Raw genomic sequence first — 15,716 nt, 5'->3', positions numbered from 1 at the left:
AAACTCCGGCTCACAACCAGATACCAAAGAGCACGCCACAAACTCCGGCTCAATACCAGACACCAAAAAGCAGGCCACAAACTCCGGCTCAATACCAGATGCCAAAGAGTGGTTCAAAAACGCTGACTCCAAACCTTCCAGTTACTCCCGAAACCAAAGTAAAATGGCAAAGAGACATTCATGATGACGATGTCAGAGCTACGATGGAAAGCTACGATCGTTTTCTGGCAGATAACCTCTCACATCATCCAGAGGCGATTCCAAAAGCAGCATACAGACAATTGGAAAAGGCAAGAGATGGTGATATTCCCATTGAGTTGATTACTCAAGGTGCTGTTAAAACAGTAAAACTCAAGAAACCGCTAGGAGCTGGTGCATCAAAGGTATTCTACGATACTGGCGATGGCCAGGCACTGGCAATGAATGTGGCTTCACACCAATTCTATGATGAGTTAATGATGCATACATACCTGGAAAAATCAGGTATTCCTTCCATTAAAATCAAACCTGCTGTCATATGTTGGGAATTCCAGGGCACCAAATACTCAATAGCAACCTACATTGCACCATCATTTAGCGAATACGCAAAACAAAATGCTTTCGCATTGGCCAGCAAAACCAGTCTTGAGGTTTTCAATCAATTGAACCGTAAGAAAGTGTTATCAGAAGGCCAGGAACCGTTTAGACTTGAGGACTGGGATGAGGCTTTAAATCCACTGGTTAATGATATTAGAACCCTCATTGATAATGGAGTTTCCAAGCCGGGTGATGCCATCAACGCCATTCTTGTCGGAAAAGGCTCTCAATTCCACTCAGGAGGTCCTGCTGATTATGAGGTTCGCGCATTTCCATTTGATTTCTCAAGCAAGCTCTTTCAATATGATCGGCTTCCCGTTAAAAAGCAGCTTACAGTTGAAGATGAGAAAACAATATTGAAGGCATATATCAAGGCAGTGGTTTTTGTTCAATTTGATACCAATGAATTCTGCTTGCCAAAAGCGTGGGAAGACCTTGTTGATCAACTTGTCGAAAGATACCGTCGCCAATGAATCTTCCTGTGCAAAGGCAGCATTGATATTTGCGCTCCCGGGAGAATCCCGTTTTAGTAATTCCTGCCTGAATTTGCCTTTTGCACCAAGTCTTTGAAAAATTACTTTGCGTTCTTCGTGACCTTTGTGGTTCCAATGCTTATACGGCTTTCGCGACAAACTCGGTCTACCGTGGGAACGCATACGGAGCCTCTCCGCAAATTATCCCCCATGTCTGCATCATGGATTAAACCACCCGAAAATAGCGCCTCAGAAACCGCAGCCCGGACATAACCCAGGGCCAGATAAGCGCACTGGATATTGAAGGCAGCAAATACCAGACCGAAGGAATCGTGTCCCCCGCAGCACTGCGAACCCATAGTAACAGCAGCTGATAAAAACCAATCATCAGTAACACCATGAAGGCCTGTTGCCACACAGGAAATAACCTGAGCCGTCGATGCAGGCTGAGCACCATAAAAGCGACCATGATCATACCCAGGGAGCTCAGGCCAAACAGACTTCCCTGAAACACATCCAGCAGCAAACCAGTGATAAAGGCAAACAACAAACCAAACCGCTCCGGCAATGCCAGAACCCAGTAAATAACCACCAGCGGAACCCATGCCGGGCGAACCAGTGATAACCATTCAGGCAATGGCATAATACTGAACATTGCCCCCACCAGCAGGGTCATCCACACTACCCAGTGGGCATTAGCCTGCTGAACCATTATCGCCGCACCTCATCTGTTTTCTTCTCCGCGCCTGTCTCTGAAGCATCCGTCTCTGAAGCATTTGGCGGCTCAATCAGGCCGGAGACTTCCCGAAAAACCAGAAGCACAACCCGGCTTCTATTCACTTCAGCAAGAGGCTGAACTTCAATAGAGGCAAAGGCATCGCCGGAATTATGGATAACCCGGGTAACCACCCCCACCGGGTATCCTTCAGGATAGGTTCCCCCCAGCCCCGAACTGGTCAGCAGATCGCCCTCCTGAAAATCTTCAGTAACAGGAGTATGCTGCAGTTCAAGACGATCCGTACGACCGGTCCCCGTAGCAATAGCACGATATTTGGTTCGATGATTTTGCACCGGAATTCGTGCTGCCATATCGGTCAACATCAGCACCCGACTGCTGACCGGACTGACTTCAATGACCTGGCCCATCACGCCATGGGCATCAAGAATGGCCTGCCCTTCGTAGACCTTATCAATGGCTCCCTTATTAATGATCACCCGGTGCCGGAAAGGATCAGGGTCAACGCCAACCACCTCTGCAACCAACACTTGCTCATCCACCAGTTCAGAAGAGTTCAGCAACTCCCGCAGGCGGATATTCTGGGCTGTTAATGAGGCAAGCTTCTGAACTTTCTGTTCAAGAATAAGGTTTCGTGCTTTGAGGCGGGCGTTTTCCTGAAGCAAGTCGTTATGCGACATCACCACCTGTGAAGCGGTTCCCCAGATACGCCCGGGCAGATCAGCAAGAAACAGAACAGGCGTAGCAGCGACAGTCAGCCACTGGCGAACCTGTGACAGGGCGCGATAGCTATGATCAAAATACAAAATCGCCAATGACAGGATGATCAGCAAAACAAAGCGCGTGACCAATGACTGGCGTTGACTGAAAATCGGTTTAATAACCTGCTCCTTACCAGGCCTCAGAACTTGAAAATGCCATATCAAAAACCTGAAGCACCGTCCTATCGACACCCATGTCTGGCTGACAATTTCCAGTGATCAGCTATTAAAGGTGATGAGTTCAACAACTTTTCCCGGAAAAGCCGCGATTACGGAAAAAACACTGATCACCTGAAGAGAGCTGCTAACTCTGCCTGATGGCAGACCAAAATAGCAAATCAGCAATACCTCGGGAAGAAATATTGCTGATCATAAGTAGTTAACCAAATGAAATCATATTTTCTGGCTAACTACTTATTCCAAAAATGGTGCTTGATTTGGCCGTTAATCCGTGGATAACAGATCCATACGGTGCTTATCCATCATCTCGATTGCCCTGCCGCCACCACGGGCCACACAGGTGAGTGGATCTTCAGCGACCAGAACCGGCAGACCGGTTTCTTCACTGATCAATTTATCCAGATCCCGCAGCAATGCACCGCCACCGGTCAGGACCAGGCCACGCTCGGCAATATCAGAAGCCAGTTCTGGCGGAGATTGTTCCAGGGCACTTTTGACCGCCTGAACAATCGCCGTCAGCGACTCCTGGAGCGCTTCCAGAATCTCGCCACTGTTCAGGGTAAAGCTTCTGGGAATACCTTCCGCCAGATTGCGCCCGCGCACATCAATTTCCAGCAGTTCATCACTTGGGTAGGCGATGGCAATTTCCTGCTTGATACGCTCAGCAGTAGCATCACCAATCAGGCTGCCGTAGTTGCGGCGGACATAAGTCACAATCGCATCATCAAAACGGTCGCCACCGATGCGCACAGATTCGGAGTAGACAACACCACTGAGGGAGATAATGGCAATCTCCGTGGTGCCACCACCGATATCCACAACCATGGAACCACTGGCTTCTTCAACCGGAAGCCCGGCACCAATAGCGGCCGCCATGGGCTCTTCGATCAAATAAACTTCCCGGGCACCAGCACCCAGTACCGATTCACGGATCGCCCGCTTTTCAACTTTGGTTGATTTGCAGGGGACACAGACCAGCACACGAGGACTGGGCTGAATAAAACTGTTCTCATGCACTTTGTTAATAAAGTGCTGGAGCATACGCTCGCAGACATCAAAGTCTGCAATCACGCCATCCTTCATTGGACGAATAGCGGTAATGTTGCCGGGGGTTCGGCCCAGCATCCGCTTGGCATCGGCACCAACAGCCACTACGCTCTTCTGAGTGCCGAGATTGCGGATAGCAACCACAGAGGGTTCATTTAACACTATGCCCTTCTCGCGGACATAGACCAGTGTATTGGCTGTTCCAAGATCAATCGAAAGATCGCTGGAAAACAGGCCACGTAACCTTTTCAGCATGTTATGGTGTACCTTGATTCAAGGCTTGGGTAATTCCGGAAACTCTAACAATGCTGCCTCCGGAGGGCAAGCAGCAATTGTGTACTGTGGGAACTGTGCCTGAATCATTTATCTCAGGAAAAGCATTCAAACAGTGGCTTCTTATAGTGGGATTTACCGAAAAACCGGGTGACTGTCCGTGTGTTTTGTTAAACTGCAATGCTCTATTTTTACAACAATCCCCCCTACTTACCATTCCTAACAGGCGTTCCAGGTTAACATCCTATAGATCACCCGATAAATCCTTGAGAAATATGTGGGCAGCCCATACATTAACGGCTTATTTATTTTATTGTGAAAATGCCTCCCAGGAATATTTCCACCATTTTCATAGACCAGTGGGTGAACATCTCACTCATTGTTATTCATTTATGGAGAACCCTTAGCAATGGCCATCGACGCCTCTGGAGTCAAAAAGGTTGCAAAACTTGCACGTTTGTCCATTGACGACGCTGCCGTGGAAGTAACCGCTGCCACCATCAGCAGCATACTGGAACTGGTCGATAGCATGCAGGCCGTTGATACACAGGGCGTGGAACCCCTGGCACACCCTCTGGATGCCATCCAGCGCCTACGCCCTGACCAAGTCACCGAAGAAAACCAGCGGGCGCAATTACAGAGCTGCGCACCTGCCGTTGAAGAAGGTCTCTTCCTGGTTCCCCGTGTTATTGAGTAACAAAACATTGCAGCAGTGATCATGGTAGAAACGCCGAAAAGGCATTATTTTCATAGTAACTGTGCTGAGTCTGGAGAAGCTGAGCCTCTTCCATACAACACAATACGACTTCCAACCGACCGAATCCCATGTACGAGAAAACCATTGCAGAACAGAGCCGGGCATTAGCCAGTGGCGAAATATCCAGTGTCGAGTTGACACAAACCTACCTTGACCGAATCAGGCAGTTTGATGGTGACATCAACAGCTTTATTACGGTGACTGAAGTGTTAGCCCTGGAGCAGGCAGCCACCGCCGACAAACGCCGTGCAGCAGGCGATGCCGACGCCATGACCGGCATTCCCGTTGCCCATAAAGACCTGTTCTGCACGGAAGGCGTGAAAACCTCCTGCGGTTCAAAAATGCTGGACAACTTTATTGCCCCTTATGAGTCCACCGTCACCGGCAAATTCAGGGATGCTGGCGCCGTCATGCTGGGTAAAACCAATATGGATGAGTTTGCCATGGGCTCTTCCAATGAAAACAGCCATTATGGCCCGGTCAAAAATCCCTGGGACAAAACCGCAATCCCCGGCGGCTCCTCCGGCGGTTCTGCAGCAGCCGTATCAGCCCTGCTGGCGGCTGGCGCTACCGGCACAGATACCGGCGGATCTATTCGCCAGCCTGCCTCACACTGTGGCATTACCGGACTTAAGCCGACCTATGGCCGGGTCTCCCGCTGGGGCATGGTGGCCTACGCATCAAGCCTTGATCAGGCTGGCCCGATGACCCGTTCTGCTGAAGATGCCGCCATTATGCTGAACACCATGGCTGGCTTTGACCACCGGGACTCCACCTGTCTTGACCGTGAAGTACCGGACTACACCGCAATACTGAATGACTCCCTGGAAGGCCTGACCATTGGGTTACCAAAAGAGTACTTCACGGCCGGATTGGACAGTGAAGTGGAACAGCAGGTCCGCAATGCCATTGCAGAATATGAAAAGCTTGGTGCAAACGTTAAGGAAGTCAGCCTGCCCAATGCCAGGCTGTGCATTCCTGCCTACTACGTGATAGCCCCGGCAGAAGCGTCTTCCAACCTGTCCCGCTTTGACGGTGTTCGTTTCGGATACCGCTGCGAAGATCCAAAAGACTTGATGGATCTCTACATTCGCAGCCGCAGCGAAGGTTTTGGTGAAGAAGTCAAACGTCGTATTATTGTGGGTACCTATGCCCTCTCTGCAGGTTACTACGACGCCTATTACCGTAAGGCCCAGCAGATCCGTCGCCTGATCCGTGATGACTTCCTCAACGCCTTCAAAGAGTGTGATGTCATTATGGGCCCCAACGCCCCGACATCCGCCTTCGATATTGGCTCCATGAGCAATGACCCGGTCGCCATGTACCTCTCAGATATCTATACACTGTCGGTTAACCTGGCAGGCCTGCCCGGATTATCCGTTCCAGCAGGCATGGCAAACCATCGCCCTGTCGGCCTGCAGGTCATTGGCCAGCACTTTGATGAAGCCCGTCTGTTGAATATCGGCCACCGCTTCCAACAGGCGACTGACTGGCACCAGAAATCTCCGACATTGGTATAGGTCACAGGTATAGGACACAGTAATATGCAATGGGAAACCGTTATCGGACTGGAGATTCACGTCCAGCTCGCCACTAACACCAAAATATTCTCTGGTGCAGCCACCGCTTTTGGTGCCGCACCCAACACCCAGGCCTGTGCGGTAGACCTTGGTCTGCCCGGCATCCTTCCCGTGGTCAACGAAGAAGCCATCAATATGGCCATTAAGTTCGGCCTGGGCATTGATGCCGAAATAAACAAGGTGAATGTTTTCGAGCGTAAAAACTACTTCTACCCGGATCTGCCAAAAGGCTATCAGACCACCCAGCTGGAAAAGCCAATCGTCGGTGCTGGTCATGTGGATATCACATTGGCGGATGGCTCTACGAAAAGCATTCGTATCCACCACGCACACCTGGAAGAAGATGCGGGTAAAAGCCTGCACGAGGGTTCTTTTAATGGAGAGCATGGTATGTCCGGCATTGATCTTAACCGGGCCGGCACACCGCTGATTGAAATTGTCACAGAGCCTGATATCCGCAATGCGGAGGAAGCCGTCGCCTTTGCCAAAAAGCTGCACTCCATTGTTACCACGCTGGGCATCTGCGATGGCGATATGTCCCAGGGATCCATGCGGTTTGATGTCAACGTCTCCGTTCGTCCAACAGGACAAAAAGCGTTCGGTACCCGCACAGAAACCAAAAACCTGAACTCCTTTAAGTTTATGGAGGCTGCCATCCTCAAAGAGGTAGAGCGCCAGATTGACCTGATTGAGGATGGCGGAACCGTTATCCAGGAGACCCGTCTCTATAACGGTGATACCGGCGAAGCTCGCTCCATGCGCAGCAAAGAAGAAGCGAACGATTACCGTTACTTCCCCTGCCCTGACCTGCTGCCCATTATCATTAACGACAGTCGTCTTGAAAAACTGAAGGCTGAAATGCCTGAAATGCCAGATGCCAAAAAAGCACGATTTATCGCTGATTTTGACCTGAGCGATTACGATGCCGAAATACTTTCCGCTGACCAGGCGACGGCGAACTACTTTGAAGCCACTGTCCGCGCCAGTGATGATGCCAAACTGTCTGCTAACTGGATTATGGGTGAACTGTCCAGATCCCTGAATCAGAACAGCATTGCCATCAGCGCAAGTCCAGTCACTGCCGATATGCTCGGTGGCCTGATCAAGCGCATCAAAGACAACACCATCTCCGGCAAAATCGCTAAAGAGGTCTTTGAAGTACTCTGGCAGGGTGAGTGCAGTACTGCCGATGCAGTCATCGAGAAAAAAGGTCTCAAGCAGGTGACCGATACCGGTGCCATTGAAGCCATGATCAATGAAGTTCTGGCCAACAATGCCCAACAGGTTGAGAACTACCGTGCGGCCGAGAAAGACAAGCGCAGCAAAATGATCGGCTTCTTTGTGGGTCAGTGCATGAAGGCCTCCAAAGGCAAGGCCAACCCCGGCATGGTTAATCAGATTCTGAAACAGAAATTGGACGGCTAAGCTTTAACAAACTCTTCCCCCCTACTTTCTTGAGCTGGTAGAAGGGGGAAGAGCGCGGATAAGTGCTTAAGAAACTGTCCCTGAATAACTTCCTCTTTTTGCCACGGAGGCACGGAGGAAAAGATTTTTTCTGTTCTCCGTGCCTCCGTGACCAAGTTGTTTCTTGACTAAAATAGGGTTGCGTTGATTCATAAAATAAATTGATAAATTATTAATTAAAAAATCAGCAGGCTGTTCCGCTAATACATTTAGCCACCAACTGCTACAAATGGATTTCCCCATGAATAAGGTAATTCTGCCTGCAGTGCTCTCAGCCTTGCCACTACTGACTCATGCCGCCTGGCAACCTGACAGCATCAGTCTTGCCTACGGGCAGTTTATTTCACCTTTGACTGACCGCCATGCAGAGATAGATCAATATCGGCTGGGTTTGGCCTGGAAGCTTTCTGATCAGCTCTGGTCATCCAATGGCCTTGTTATGCAAAGCTATGCCGAACTCGCTTTAGCCCAATGGAAGAGTCATTTAAATGCCACTAAAGACAGCCGTCGGATAGGGGCTGATAGCGTGAAGCAAATAAGCCTGAGCCCTGTTTTCCGGCTCACCAGCACTGGCCCCTTGCTGGGTGATACCTCACCGTTTCTTGATCTTGGTGTCGGTGTCAGTTATCAGAGTGAAGAGGATATTGAACAGCAACATCTTTCCGGAATCAACATGGGTGGACACTGGCAGTTGGAAACCAGGGCAATGATTGGGTTGAATCCCGGAAAGGGTTACCCATTTGCAGTCAGCTATGGCTGGATGCATTACTCAAATGCACATCTGAATGGAGCAAACGAAGGGCTTGATTTTCAAACCCTTCAGATAACGTTTCTTTTTTAACCAGCCCCTGAAAATTCCACCGCCATTAGCTGTTCACCAGGAAGTGAGCCCAGATACTGGCAGCATACCCCAGGGCAATAGCCCAACTCCATCGCAGATGGGTCATAAAGGTATAGCCACCTTTTGATGACCCCATCAAGGCAACGCCAGCAGCAGAGCCTATGGATAACAGGCTGCCACCCACACCCGCAGTCAGCGTTATCAATAACCACTGGAAAGAGTTCATTTCAGGGTCCATTCCGAGAATGGCAAACATAACCGGAATGTTATCGACAATGGCAGAGATCACACCGGCGATGATATTAGTCCACGTTGCCCCAAGATCGGCATACATGGTTTCCGAGGCAAGGTCGAGGTAACCGAGATAGCGCAGGCCACCCACCGAGAAAATGACACCAAAGAAGAAGAGCAGTGTATCCCATTCGGCATGGGCCACTTCCTGGAATATATCGATTTTATCTTCTTTGGCCCGGGGACGTGCCGTCAACCGGCGGTTACTGGTCAGACCCTGAATATTCATGACATAGGTATAGAACATCAACAGGGCGAGACCGGTCATCATCCCCATAAATGGCGGCAGACCTAAAGCTTTTTCAAAACTGACCGCAAGGAAAATGGTCACCAGGAAAAGACAGCAGATGGCAATACCACCACGACGAATGGAGCTATCCACTTGCACACCGGCCGGACGCCCTTGATCAATGAAAAAGCTCATGATGATGGCCGGTACCAGATAATTAACCACCGACGGTATAAAAAGGCTGAAAAAGGTAAAGAACTCAAGCTTACCTGCCTGCCACACCATCAGAGTGGTAATATCTCCAAAGGGGCTGAAAGCACCACCAGCATTGGCAGCAACCACCACATTGATCATGGCCAGGGTAATAAACGTCGGTCTGCCTTCACCTAAGGCCATGATTACAGCGCCCATTAACAGCGCCGTGGTAAGATTGTCGGCCACTGGGGAAATAAAGAATGCCATAGCGCCGGTTATCCAGAAAAGACTTCGGTAATTAAAGCCCTTGCTGATCAGCCAGCTGCGTAACGTGGCAAACACCTGCCGGTCTTCCATGGCATTAATATAGGTCATGGCCACCAGCAGAAAGAGGAACATCGCCGCATACTCTTCAAGATCATGCATAACGGCTTGTTTTAGTTGTTCGTGAGAAACCCCCTTCTGTGCAGCAATGAAAGCAATCAGTGCCCAGATGATTCCCGCCGCCATAATAACCGGTTTAGACTTACGCAGATGAAGCTGCTCTTCGGCCATCACCAGGCAGTAGGCAATCACAAAAATGGCAATGCAGGCCCAGGCTAACGGACTGGATGTCACTCCCAGCACATTTTCGCCAGCCAGAGCAGTGGTTGGCAGGCAGGTTAACGCACCCATTGACAGGCGTCTTTTCATTATTATTGTCATCATAATTTAGTCCCACAGGCTCAATCTAAAGCCAGTGATGAATTGGTAAATTTAAAGATGCCGAAGGATACCTATACCGAAAGCAGAGTGCAAAAAAGCATCAAATAGCAGCTATTTCGGAATGACTGGATAGACAGCCAAGTCAATACGTAAAACAAAATTTGTAAGCAAAGAGTGATATGAAAAAAGTTATTAATACTTTTTTAGCTTAAAAACCACTTTATATTGAACAATATTTCAACAGGTTTGCGTATAGACTTTATAGAACAGCTGTTCAATATTTCCGAGAATGATTTTTGCGAGAGTGTCTGATGTCAATCGCTGCTAAACTCCAGACTTTTTTAACTCATAACCAGGTAGATTATGAAGTGGTCAGTCATCCTTATTCAGACCGTGCACTCAACACCGCTCATGTCGCCTGCGTTCCCGTTAAAAACATGGCCAAAGCCATCGTCCTTCAGGATGAAGAAGGCTACGTAATGGCCATCGTTCCCTCCATGAACAGATTAATGCTGCGCTGGATAAACACAAAACTGAATCGTCATCTTCATCTGGTCAGCGAACATAGCCTTGAAGAGCTGTTCCCGGACTGCGAGATGGGAGCAGTACCGGCAATGGGCATAGCCTATGGCATGAAAACCTGCTGGGATGATGAACTCAATGCCGTTCAGGATCTTTACTTCCAGGGGGGTAATCACCGGGAACTGGTGCATATTCAGAGAGAACAGTTTAAAAAGTTGCTACAAGGGCAGCCACACGCTGCCATCAGCTGTGACCCGGATGAAGCGGAGGCTTATGCAACGGACAATTAGCGGATCATCTTTTTCACAAACAAGACAACGAAAAGCGCCAGAGAAAAACTGCCAGTGAATGCTTCACAGGCAGCAACAATCCGGGACAGCCCCAGTGGGGTCAAGTCTCCATAGCCAAGTGTGGTAAACGTCACCACGCTGAAATAAAGACAATCAAGCCAATACCGGAAGTTCTGGAACAGATCCTGGTTCTGGCTAAACCGGACAACCATATCACCACTGTGAACCCCGGTGATCAGATAGAGGAAAGAGCAGAACACAATCAAAACCATGGAAAACAGCACCACACGCAATGGGGATTCTCCATAGCCACTGATTTTGTCAACCAGATAGGAAAGCAGTCGTTGCCGTGAGTATTTTGGCATCTGCAACCGATGGAAAACCCTTTCCTGATAATAAAAATGGCCAGCCACCCTCATCATGCCGAGGTTTTCACAATGACGGCGAATATTTCTGGCAGACTCTTCCGCTTCTTCAAATAAAGCCATGGCATTTTCAGGATTGGCTGCTGCTTCTCGTTCCTGGTAGAGCTTATCCCCCCAGTTCACATGATCCAGCAGACTGTTGTTCAGATTCACACCCAGCAGATTACAGCCATCAAGATTTGCCCTGTGCAGATTGGCATTGGAAAGATTTGCCTTTAACAGTCGGGAACCCGACAAATCCACACGATAAAAATGCCCATTACAGAAGCTGGCCCTGCTCAAATCACAGTTAACCAGTTGATATGGCTTACCACCATGGTTTACCAGATTAACGTTATCCAGATTAGCCTTACGGAGAATAAAGCCTTCCATGGGCAGCCCCGTTCCTGCCCTCTTTTCCAGCCTCGTTTTTACCTCATCACCGGTTTTATCCACATCAGGATCATGCCAGAAGCAAAGCTGGCTCCCTGACTCCGCCACATCTTTACAACGGCCATATTTTCCGAAAAAAGAGCATTGACGCTCTGTCTTCTGCACCTGATTCAAACCCCGGGCCCTGTATTTGTCGACAGTTTCTGCAGAAAACCATCATCTTCTCTGCTGTGCTGACTATATCGGCCCGCTGATTATGGTATTTACATCGCCGGTCACTTTACAGAAAGCTAAATTTTCAACACACTGAACGCTTCTCTGATCAACGTGGGCCCCTCCATGAACATCCTGTTGGTACTCACCTCCCACGATAAACCGGAATCTACGGGTGAAAAAACGTGGAGCAATATACAGCTTCGGCCCAGACTATAACCGTTATCTGGTGCAGAATGGGTTAATGGTCAATGAACAGTAGCCTGCCTCTTCGAAAGCCATCGCTGATGCCGTTCACTATTTATGAAATGAGTGATGAATATATTCCACCACCATCTGCAAGGAACCAAGAACGGTGAATAAATCCGCGCACTGCATCCTGCCTTTACTTTTATTACTGTCCAGCCATTGGCTACAGGCTGACGTTCCGGAACTTACCTGCCCACAAAGCCCAAACTGCGTCAGCAGCCTTGCTTCTGGCAAACAGAATATTGCCCCTTTCTCCTTTGATAAGTCTGATACCTCACAGATCAAGGAAAAACTGCTAGCCACTTTGCACAACTGGCCCAATGCAGAGATTCTCAGTAGCAATGACCAGATCATTATTACGGTGTTCACCACCCCCTGGCTGAAATTCAAGGACGACCTGATACTGATTATTCGTCCGAACGGCACGGTCGATGTCCGCTCATCCTCTCGTATCGGCTATTACGATTTCGGCACTAACCGACGTCGTATAGAACGGTTAAGAACAGCGCTTGGTGATAAAACCAACATCGACGCAAAGTCAAAATAAGACCCTATACGCGGCATACCAAACTGCGAGACATTTTGGTTAGCCTAACCGTACTTAAGCCCTTAGTATGCGGGACTTGCCTGAAAATGAGCTGGTGATTATAAAAGCAGCTGATATGTTGCTATCTGAATAATTCAGAGTGAGACCCGGTTCTTTCAAAAATTATTTTTTGACCATCGACTCTGTACATAAGCAGCCAGTCAGGTTCTATGTGACACTCTCGATATTTATTAAGGCTACCGGTTAAAGCATGGTCACGGTTCTTATCAGGTAAAGGCTGCTGATTAATCAGCAGCCTCAGTATCTCAACCAGCTTTTCCATATCCTTGTTTTGCGTCTTTACTTTCTTATAGTCTTTCTTGAACTTCGATGTTTGTACTGGCTTTAACATTATTCGTCATCCAAGTCTTTTAACATATCCTCAAGGGTGTCGAATTCCTTCAAGTCTACGCCAGCATTGGATTCAGCAAGTGCCTGTATAGTCTCATCATTGGGTATGCGAACATCAAAAGGCATCCCCTTACACAAACCTACCTGTTTATAAAATAAAGTGATTGCCTGTGTGGTATTCAACCCCAGCTGCCTGAATATCGCTTCTGCCTGCCTTTTTACATCAGGCTCGACTCTGGCCTTAACTACCTCACTTTTGCTCATTTTATCTACCTCTGCGTGCCATATCCTTCCATATAGTGCCAGTGTAGCCCATTTGGTACACATCGCAACATTTCCCCTTTTAAGGCCAATGCAAAGCGTTCTATGTGCGTGTAGACTCTCCCCCCTATGCTTTGATCCTGAAATACATTGGAGATAATGTGGTTACTATTTATGGCATACCTAATTGCGACACCATAAAAAAAGCACGCCGCTGGCTGGAAGGCGCTGGTATTGAATACCACTTTCATGACTACAGAAAAGATGGCCTACCGAAAGATATGCTTGAACAATGGGCGGATGAACTGGGCTGGGAGGCACTGTTAAACCGCCGGGGAAGCACCTGGCGGAAGCTTTCCGACAAAGAAAAATCAGCCATTAATGCAGAGCGAGCCATTACCCTGATGCTGGAGCAGCCCGCCATGATCAAGCGCCCTTTACTGGATACCGGCAGCCAGAAGTTGCTGGGCTTTTCCGAAGAACAATACAGCAACTTGCTTGCATAACAGACGTTCTGAATAATTGAAGGAATGATAATGAGTAAACAGCATTTCAGTCTGGCCATTGGTGTTGGCAGCAAAAACCGGAAAGACCAGTGGCTGGAAGTATTCTACCCAAAGCCTATTCTCAATCCAGCGCCAGAACTGCTGGAGAGTATAGCCAAACTGGTTGGTTACCACGGTGGCAATACGTATATTGAGCTTGACAGCAAAACCCTGCACGCATTGGAAGACCTGTTTGTCGATATCGAACAAACTGAACTGGCCACCATCACCCGCAGCCTGGAAGAAAGTGAACAGCCTCGTGTGATCACTATTCAGGCAACCGATGAGGCTCCCACCAGCACCCCCGAGGCTTATCTCAAGCTGCACCTGCTGTCACATCGTCTGGTCAAGCCACACGGCACCAACCTTCAGGGCATTTTCCCACTGCTGCCTAATGTCGCCTGGACCAGTGAAGGCGCAATTGACCTGGAAGAACTGCCAGCCCGCCAGCTGGCGGCCCGTGCAGAAGGCCGGGTTTTGAGTGTCAACTCCGTGGATAAATTCCCGAAAATGACCGACTACGTTGTGCCGGCGGGTGTCCGTATTGCCCATACGGCCCGGGTACGTCTGGGTGCTTATGTGGGTAAAGGCACCACCGTAATGCATGAAGGCTTTATCAACTTCAACGCCGGTACCGAAGGTAAGAGCATGATTGAAGGTCGTGTTTCTGCCGGTGTTATGGTTGGCGAAGGCTCTGATCTTGGTGGTGGCTGCAGCACCATGGGTACTCTGTCCGGCGGCAATAACATTGTGATCTCCGTCGGTGAAAACTGCCTGATCGGTGCCAATGCCGGCCTGGGCATTCCGCTGGGTGACCGCTGCATTATCGAAGCCGGCCTTTACCTGACGGCTGCCAGTAAGGTTCAGGTTCTTGATGATCAGAAAAATATCGTTGAAGTCGTTAAAGCAGGAGACCTCTCAGGCAAGTCCGACCTGCTGTTCCGCAGAAACTCCCTGACCGGAGCCCTGGAATGCCTCACCAACAAATCAGCCATTGAGCTGAATGATGAGCTGCACTCCCACAATTAAGCCCTGATTGTGTATTGAAAAGAAGCGCGCTGAAGAAAGGGTAGCGTATCCTGATAGCCCCGGTGCATAATACCGGGGCTATTATAGATCAGGTTTAAATCATAATAATGCGTCATACGATTTTCGATACGCCTGTTGTTAACAGCTGTTTTCGCCTCTTATCCCGCCTTGGTCTGAAGCTGTTCGGCTGGAAGCTGGAAGGCCAGCGCCCAAATGCCCGGAAGTACGTTATTATCGCGGCACCCCATACCAGTAACTGGGACTTTGTTCTGACCATTGCCTTTGCCTTCTGTTTTCGCATGAACATCTTCTGGATGGGAAAAAACACCCTGTTTAAGGGGCCGTTTGGCGGCATCATGAAATGGCTTGGGGGAATTCCCGTTGACCGCAGCAAAGCCAATGGTCTGGTTCAGCAAATGGTCGACACCTTCCACAACTGCACGGAACTGGCCGTCGCCATTCCCCCTGAGGGCACACGCAACAAGGTTCGTCAATGGAAAAGTGGTTTTTACCACGTCGCTCACGGTGCTGGAGTCCCCATTGCACTGGGCTTCCTGGATTATAAAAAGAAGGTTGGCGGCTTTGGTCCCATGTTCTTTACTACAGGAGACTATGAGTCAGACCTGAAAAAAATTCAGGAATTTTATCAACATATGACGGGTAAAAACCCAGAGAAATTTGCCTAGGAGGCTCCCGGGCCATTTATTTATCGCTAAGTAGTTGGCCAAATGGAATCGTATATTTCTGGCTAAGTGGGCAGTTACT

Annotated in this window: 18 protein-coding genes; 10 read left to right on the top strand and 8 right to left on the bottom strand. The window is 49.1% G+C overall.

All coding sequences use genetic code 11. The features are described from left to right. Window positions 1–1,049 (top strand): hypothetical protein (locus tag KDK15_RS07380; protein WP_257294714.1); only part of this gene is annotated, 1,049 nt, incomplete at its 5' end. 226 nt (window positions 1,050–1,275) lie between these two features. On the opposite strand, the gene mreD is transcribed toward KDK15_RS07380, so the two are convergent. The 3 genes from mreD to KDK15_RS07365 form a co-directional block, all read right to left on the bottom strand. Beyond that, on the bottom strand, window positions 1,276–1,761 hold the full coding sequence (gene mreD / locus KDK15_RS07375) for a rod shape-determining protein MreD (protein ID WP_257294713.1): 486 nt from the start codon (window positions 1,759–1,761) through the stop codon (window positions 1,276–1,278). Then, window positions 1,761–2,711, bottom strand: coding sequence for a rod shape-determining protein MreC (gene mreC / locus KDK15_RS07370; RefSeq protein WP_257294712.1), 951 nt, complete (start codon window positions 2,709–2,711; stop codon window positions 1,761–1,763). Before mreC ends, mreD begins: the two co-directional genes overlap by 1 nt. A 279-nt stretch (window positions 2,712–2,990) precedes the next feature. Continuing rightward, window positions 2,991–4,028, bottom strand: coding sequence for a rod shape-determining protein (locus KDK15_RS07365; RefSeq protein ID WP_020585121.1), 1,038 nt, complete (start codon window positions 4,026–4,028; stop codon window positions 2,991–2,993). Between the two features lie 427 nt (window positions 4,029–4,455). Here KDK15_RS07365 and gatC point away from each other — a divergent pair, with 427 nt between their 5' ends. The 3 genes from gatC to gatB all read left to right on the top strand — a co-directional run bounded on the left by gatC (window position 4,456) and on the right by gatB (window position 7,808). Further along, entirely contained in the window at window positions 4,456–4,743 is a 288-nt protein-coding gene (gatC, locus tag KDK15_RS07360; RefSeq protein WP_257294711.1) for an Asp-tRNA(Asn)/Glu-tRNA(Gln) amidotransferase subunit GatC, read from the top strand. Window positions 4,744–4,871: 128 nt separating this feature from the next. After that, window positions 4,872–6,323: an Asp-tRNA(Asn)/Glu-tRNA(Gln) amidotransferase subunit GatA gene (gene gatA / locus KDK15_RS07355; RefSeq protein WP_257294710.1), complete on the top strand. Its 1,452-nt coding sequence runs from the start codon at window positions 4,872–4,874 to the stop codon at window positions 6,321–6,323. 24 nt (window positions 6,324–6,347) lie between these two features. Continuing rightward, window positions 6,348–7,808: an Asp-tRNA(Asn)/Glu-tRNA(Gln) amidotransferase subunit GatB gene (gene gatB, locus KDK15_RS07350; RefSeq protein ID WP_257294709.1), complete on the top strand. Its 1,461-nt coding sequence runs from the start codon at window positions 6,348–6,350 to the stop codon at window positions 7,806–7,808. Between the two features lie 66 nt (window positions 7,809–7,874). Here gatB and KDK15_RS07345 read toward each other — a convergent pair whose 3' ends face one another. Beyond that, window positions 7,875–8,090 (bottom strand): hypothetical protein, encoded by a 216-nt coding sequence (locus KDK15_RS07345; RefSeq protein WP_257294708.1) that lies wholly within the window; start codon window positions 8,088–8,090, stop codon window positions 7,875–7,877. Here KDK15_RS07345 and KDK15_RS07340 point away from each other — a divergent pair. After that, entirely contained in the window at window positions 8,089–8,688 is a 600-nt protein-coding gene (locus KDK15_RS07340; RefSeq protein ID WP_257294707.1) for an acyloxyacyl hydrolase, read from the top strand. The two genes, KDK15_RS07345 and KDK15_RS07340, sit on opposite strands and share 2 nt — an antisense overlap. Before the next feature lie 25 nt (window positions 8,689–8,713). On the opposite strand, the gene nhaD is transcribed toward KDK15_RS07340, so the two are convergent. Continuing rightward, entirely contained in the window at window positions 8,714–10,111 is a 1,398-nt protein-coding gene (nhaD, locus tag KDK15_RS07335) for a sodium:proton antiporter NhaD (protein ID WP_306800262.1), read from the bottom strand. Between the two features lie 308 nt (window positions 10,112–10,419). Between nhaD and KDK15_RS07330 the strand changes: the two genes are divergently transcribed. Next, window positions 10,420–10,920: an aminoacyl-tRNA deacylase gene (locus KDK15_RS07330; protein ID WP_257294706.1), complete on the top strand. Its 501-nt coding sequence runs from the start codon at window positions 10,420–10,422 to the stop codon at window positions 10,918–10,920. On the opposite strand, the gene KDK15_RS07325 is transcribed toward KDK15_RS07330, so the two are convergent. Next, on the bottom strand, window positions 10,917–11,882 hold the full coding sequence (locus KDK15_RS07325; protein WP_257294716.1) for an ion channel: 966 nt from the start codon (window positions 11,880–11,882) through the stop codon (window positions 10,917–10,919). The genes KDK15_RS07330 and KDK15_RS07325 overlap by 4 nt on opposite strands. A gap of 403 nt (window positions 11,883–12,285) precedes the next feature. Between KDK15_RS07325 and KDK15_RS07320 the strand changes: the two genes are divergently transcribed. Beyond that, window positions 12,286–12,726, top strand: coding sequence for a DUF1499 domain-containing protein (locus KDK15_RS07320; protein ID WP_257294705.1), 441 nt, complete (start codon window positions 12,286–12,288; stop codon window positions 12,724–12,726). A gap of 121 nt (window positions 12,727–12,847) precedes the next feature. Here the strand turns inward: KDK15_RS07320 and KDK15_RS07315 are convergent, their stop codons facing one another. Continuing rightward, entirely contained in the window at window positions 12,848–13,117 is a 270-nt protein-coding gene (locus tag KDK15_RS07315) for a type II toxin-antitoxin system YafQ family toxin (protein WP_257294704.1), read from the bottom strand. Further along, on the bottom strand, window positions 13,117–13,380 hold the full coding sequence (locus tag KDK15_RS07310) for a type II toxin-antitoxin system RelB/DinJ family antitoxin (protein WP_257294703.1): 264 nt from the start codon (window positions 13,378–13,380) through the stop codon (window positions 13,117–13,119). The genes KDK15_RS07315 and KDK15_RS07310 overlap by 1 nt, the downstream gene beginning before the upstream one ends. A 104-nt stretch (window positions 13,381–13,484) precedes the next feature. On the opposite strand from KDK15_RS07310, the gene KDK15_RS07305 reads away from it, so the two are divergent. The 3 genes from KDK15_RS07305 to KDK15_RS07295 all read left to right on the top strand — a co-directional run bounded on the left by KDK15_RS07305 (window position 13,485) and on the right by KDK15_RS07295 (window position 15,637). Beyond that, a complete protein-coding gene (locus KDK15_RS07305) occupies window positions 13,485–13,883 on the top strand; it encodes an ArsC family reductase (protein ID WP_373691348.1) in 399 nt (132 codons plus the stop codon). A 30-nt stretch (window positions 13,884–13,913) separates the two neighbouring features. Continuing rightward, on the top strand, window positions 13,914–14,951 hold the full coding sequence (gene dapD, locus KDK15_RS07300) for a 2,3,4,5-tetrahydropyridine-2,6-dicarboxylate N-succinyltransferase (RefSeq protein WP_257294702.1): 1,038 nt from the start codon (window positions 13,914–13,916) through the stop codon (window positions 14,949–14,951). A gap of 107 nt (window positions 14,952–15,058) precedes the next feature. Next, window positions 15,059–15,637, top strand: a complete 579-nt coding sequence (locus KDK15_RS07295; RefSeq protein WP_257294701.1) for a lysophospholipid acyltransferase family protein — start codon at window positions 15,059–15,061, stop codon at window positions 15,635–15,637. Window positions 15,638–15,716: the final 79 nt, after the last annotated feature.

Source organism: Endozoicomonas sp. YOMI1, assembly GCF_024606345.1.
Lineage (GTDB): Bacteria > Pseudomonadota > Gammaproteobacteria > Pseudomonadales > Endozoicomonadaceae > Endozoicomonas.
This window is presented reverse-complemented; position numbering and strand designations above follow the sequence as displayed.

What these genes read in the sequence shown, in the direction of transcription:
- gatB (WP_257294709.1), top strand. Translation starts at nt 6,348, where the DNA reads ATGCAATGGGAAACCGTTATCGGACTGGAGATTCACGTCCAGCTCGCC.
- gatA (WP_257294710.1), top strand. Translation starts at nt 4,872, where the DNA reads ATGTACGAGAAAACCATTGCAGAACAGAGCCGGGCATTAGCCAGTGGC.
- nhaD (WP_306800262.1), bottom strand. Translation starts at nt 10,111, where the DNA reads ATGATGACAATAATAATGAAAAGACGCCTGTCAATGGGTGCGTTAACC.
- KDK15_RS07295 (WP_257294701.1), top strand. Translation starts at nt 15,059, where the DNA reads ATGCGTCATACGATTTTCGATACGCCTGTTGTTAACAGCTGTTTTCGC.
- KDK15_RS07310 (WP_257294703.1), bottom strand. Translation starts at nt 13,380, where the DNA reads ATGAGCAAAAGTGAGGTAGTTAAGGCCAGAGTCGAGCCTGATGTAAAA.
- KDK15_RS07345 (WP_257294708.1), bottom strand. Translation starts at nt 8,090, where the DNA reads ATGGGGAAATCCATTTGTAGCAGTTGGTGGCTAAATGTATTAGCGGAA.
- KDK15_RS07340 (WP_257294707.1), top strand. Translation starts at nt 8,089, where the DNA reads ATGAATAAGGTAATTCTGCCTGCAGTGCTCTCAGCCTTGCCACTACTG.
- dapD (WP_257294702.1), top strand. Translation starts at nt 13,914, where the DNA reads ATGAGTAAACAGCATTTCAGTCTGGCCATTGGTGTTGGCAGCAAAAAC.
- mreD (WP_257294713.1), bottom strand. Translation starts at nt 1,761, where the DNA reads ATGGTTCAGCAGGCTAATGCCCACTGGGTAGTGTGGATGACCCTGCTG.
- KDK15_RS07365 (WP_020585121.1), bottom strand. Translation starts at nt 4,028, where the DNA reads ATGCTGAAAAGGTTACGTGGCCTGTTTTCCAGCGATCTTTCGATTGAT.
- KDK15_RS07315 (WP_257294704.1), bottom strand. Translation starts at nt 13,117, where the DNA reads ATGTTAAAGCCAGTACAAACATCGAAGTTCAAGAAAGACTATAAGAAA.
- gatC (WP_257294711.1), top strand. Translation starts at nt 4,456, where the DNA reads ATGGCCATCGACGCCTCTGGAGTCAAAAAGGTTGCAAAACTTGCACGT.
- KDK15_RS07330 (WP_257294706.1), top strand. Translation starts at nt 10,420, where the DNA reads ATGTCAATCGCTGCTAAACTCCAGACTTTTTTAACTCATAACCAGGTA.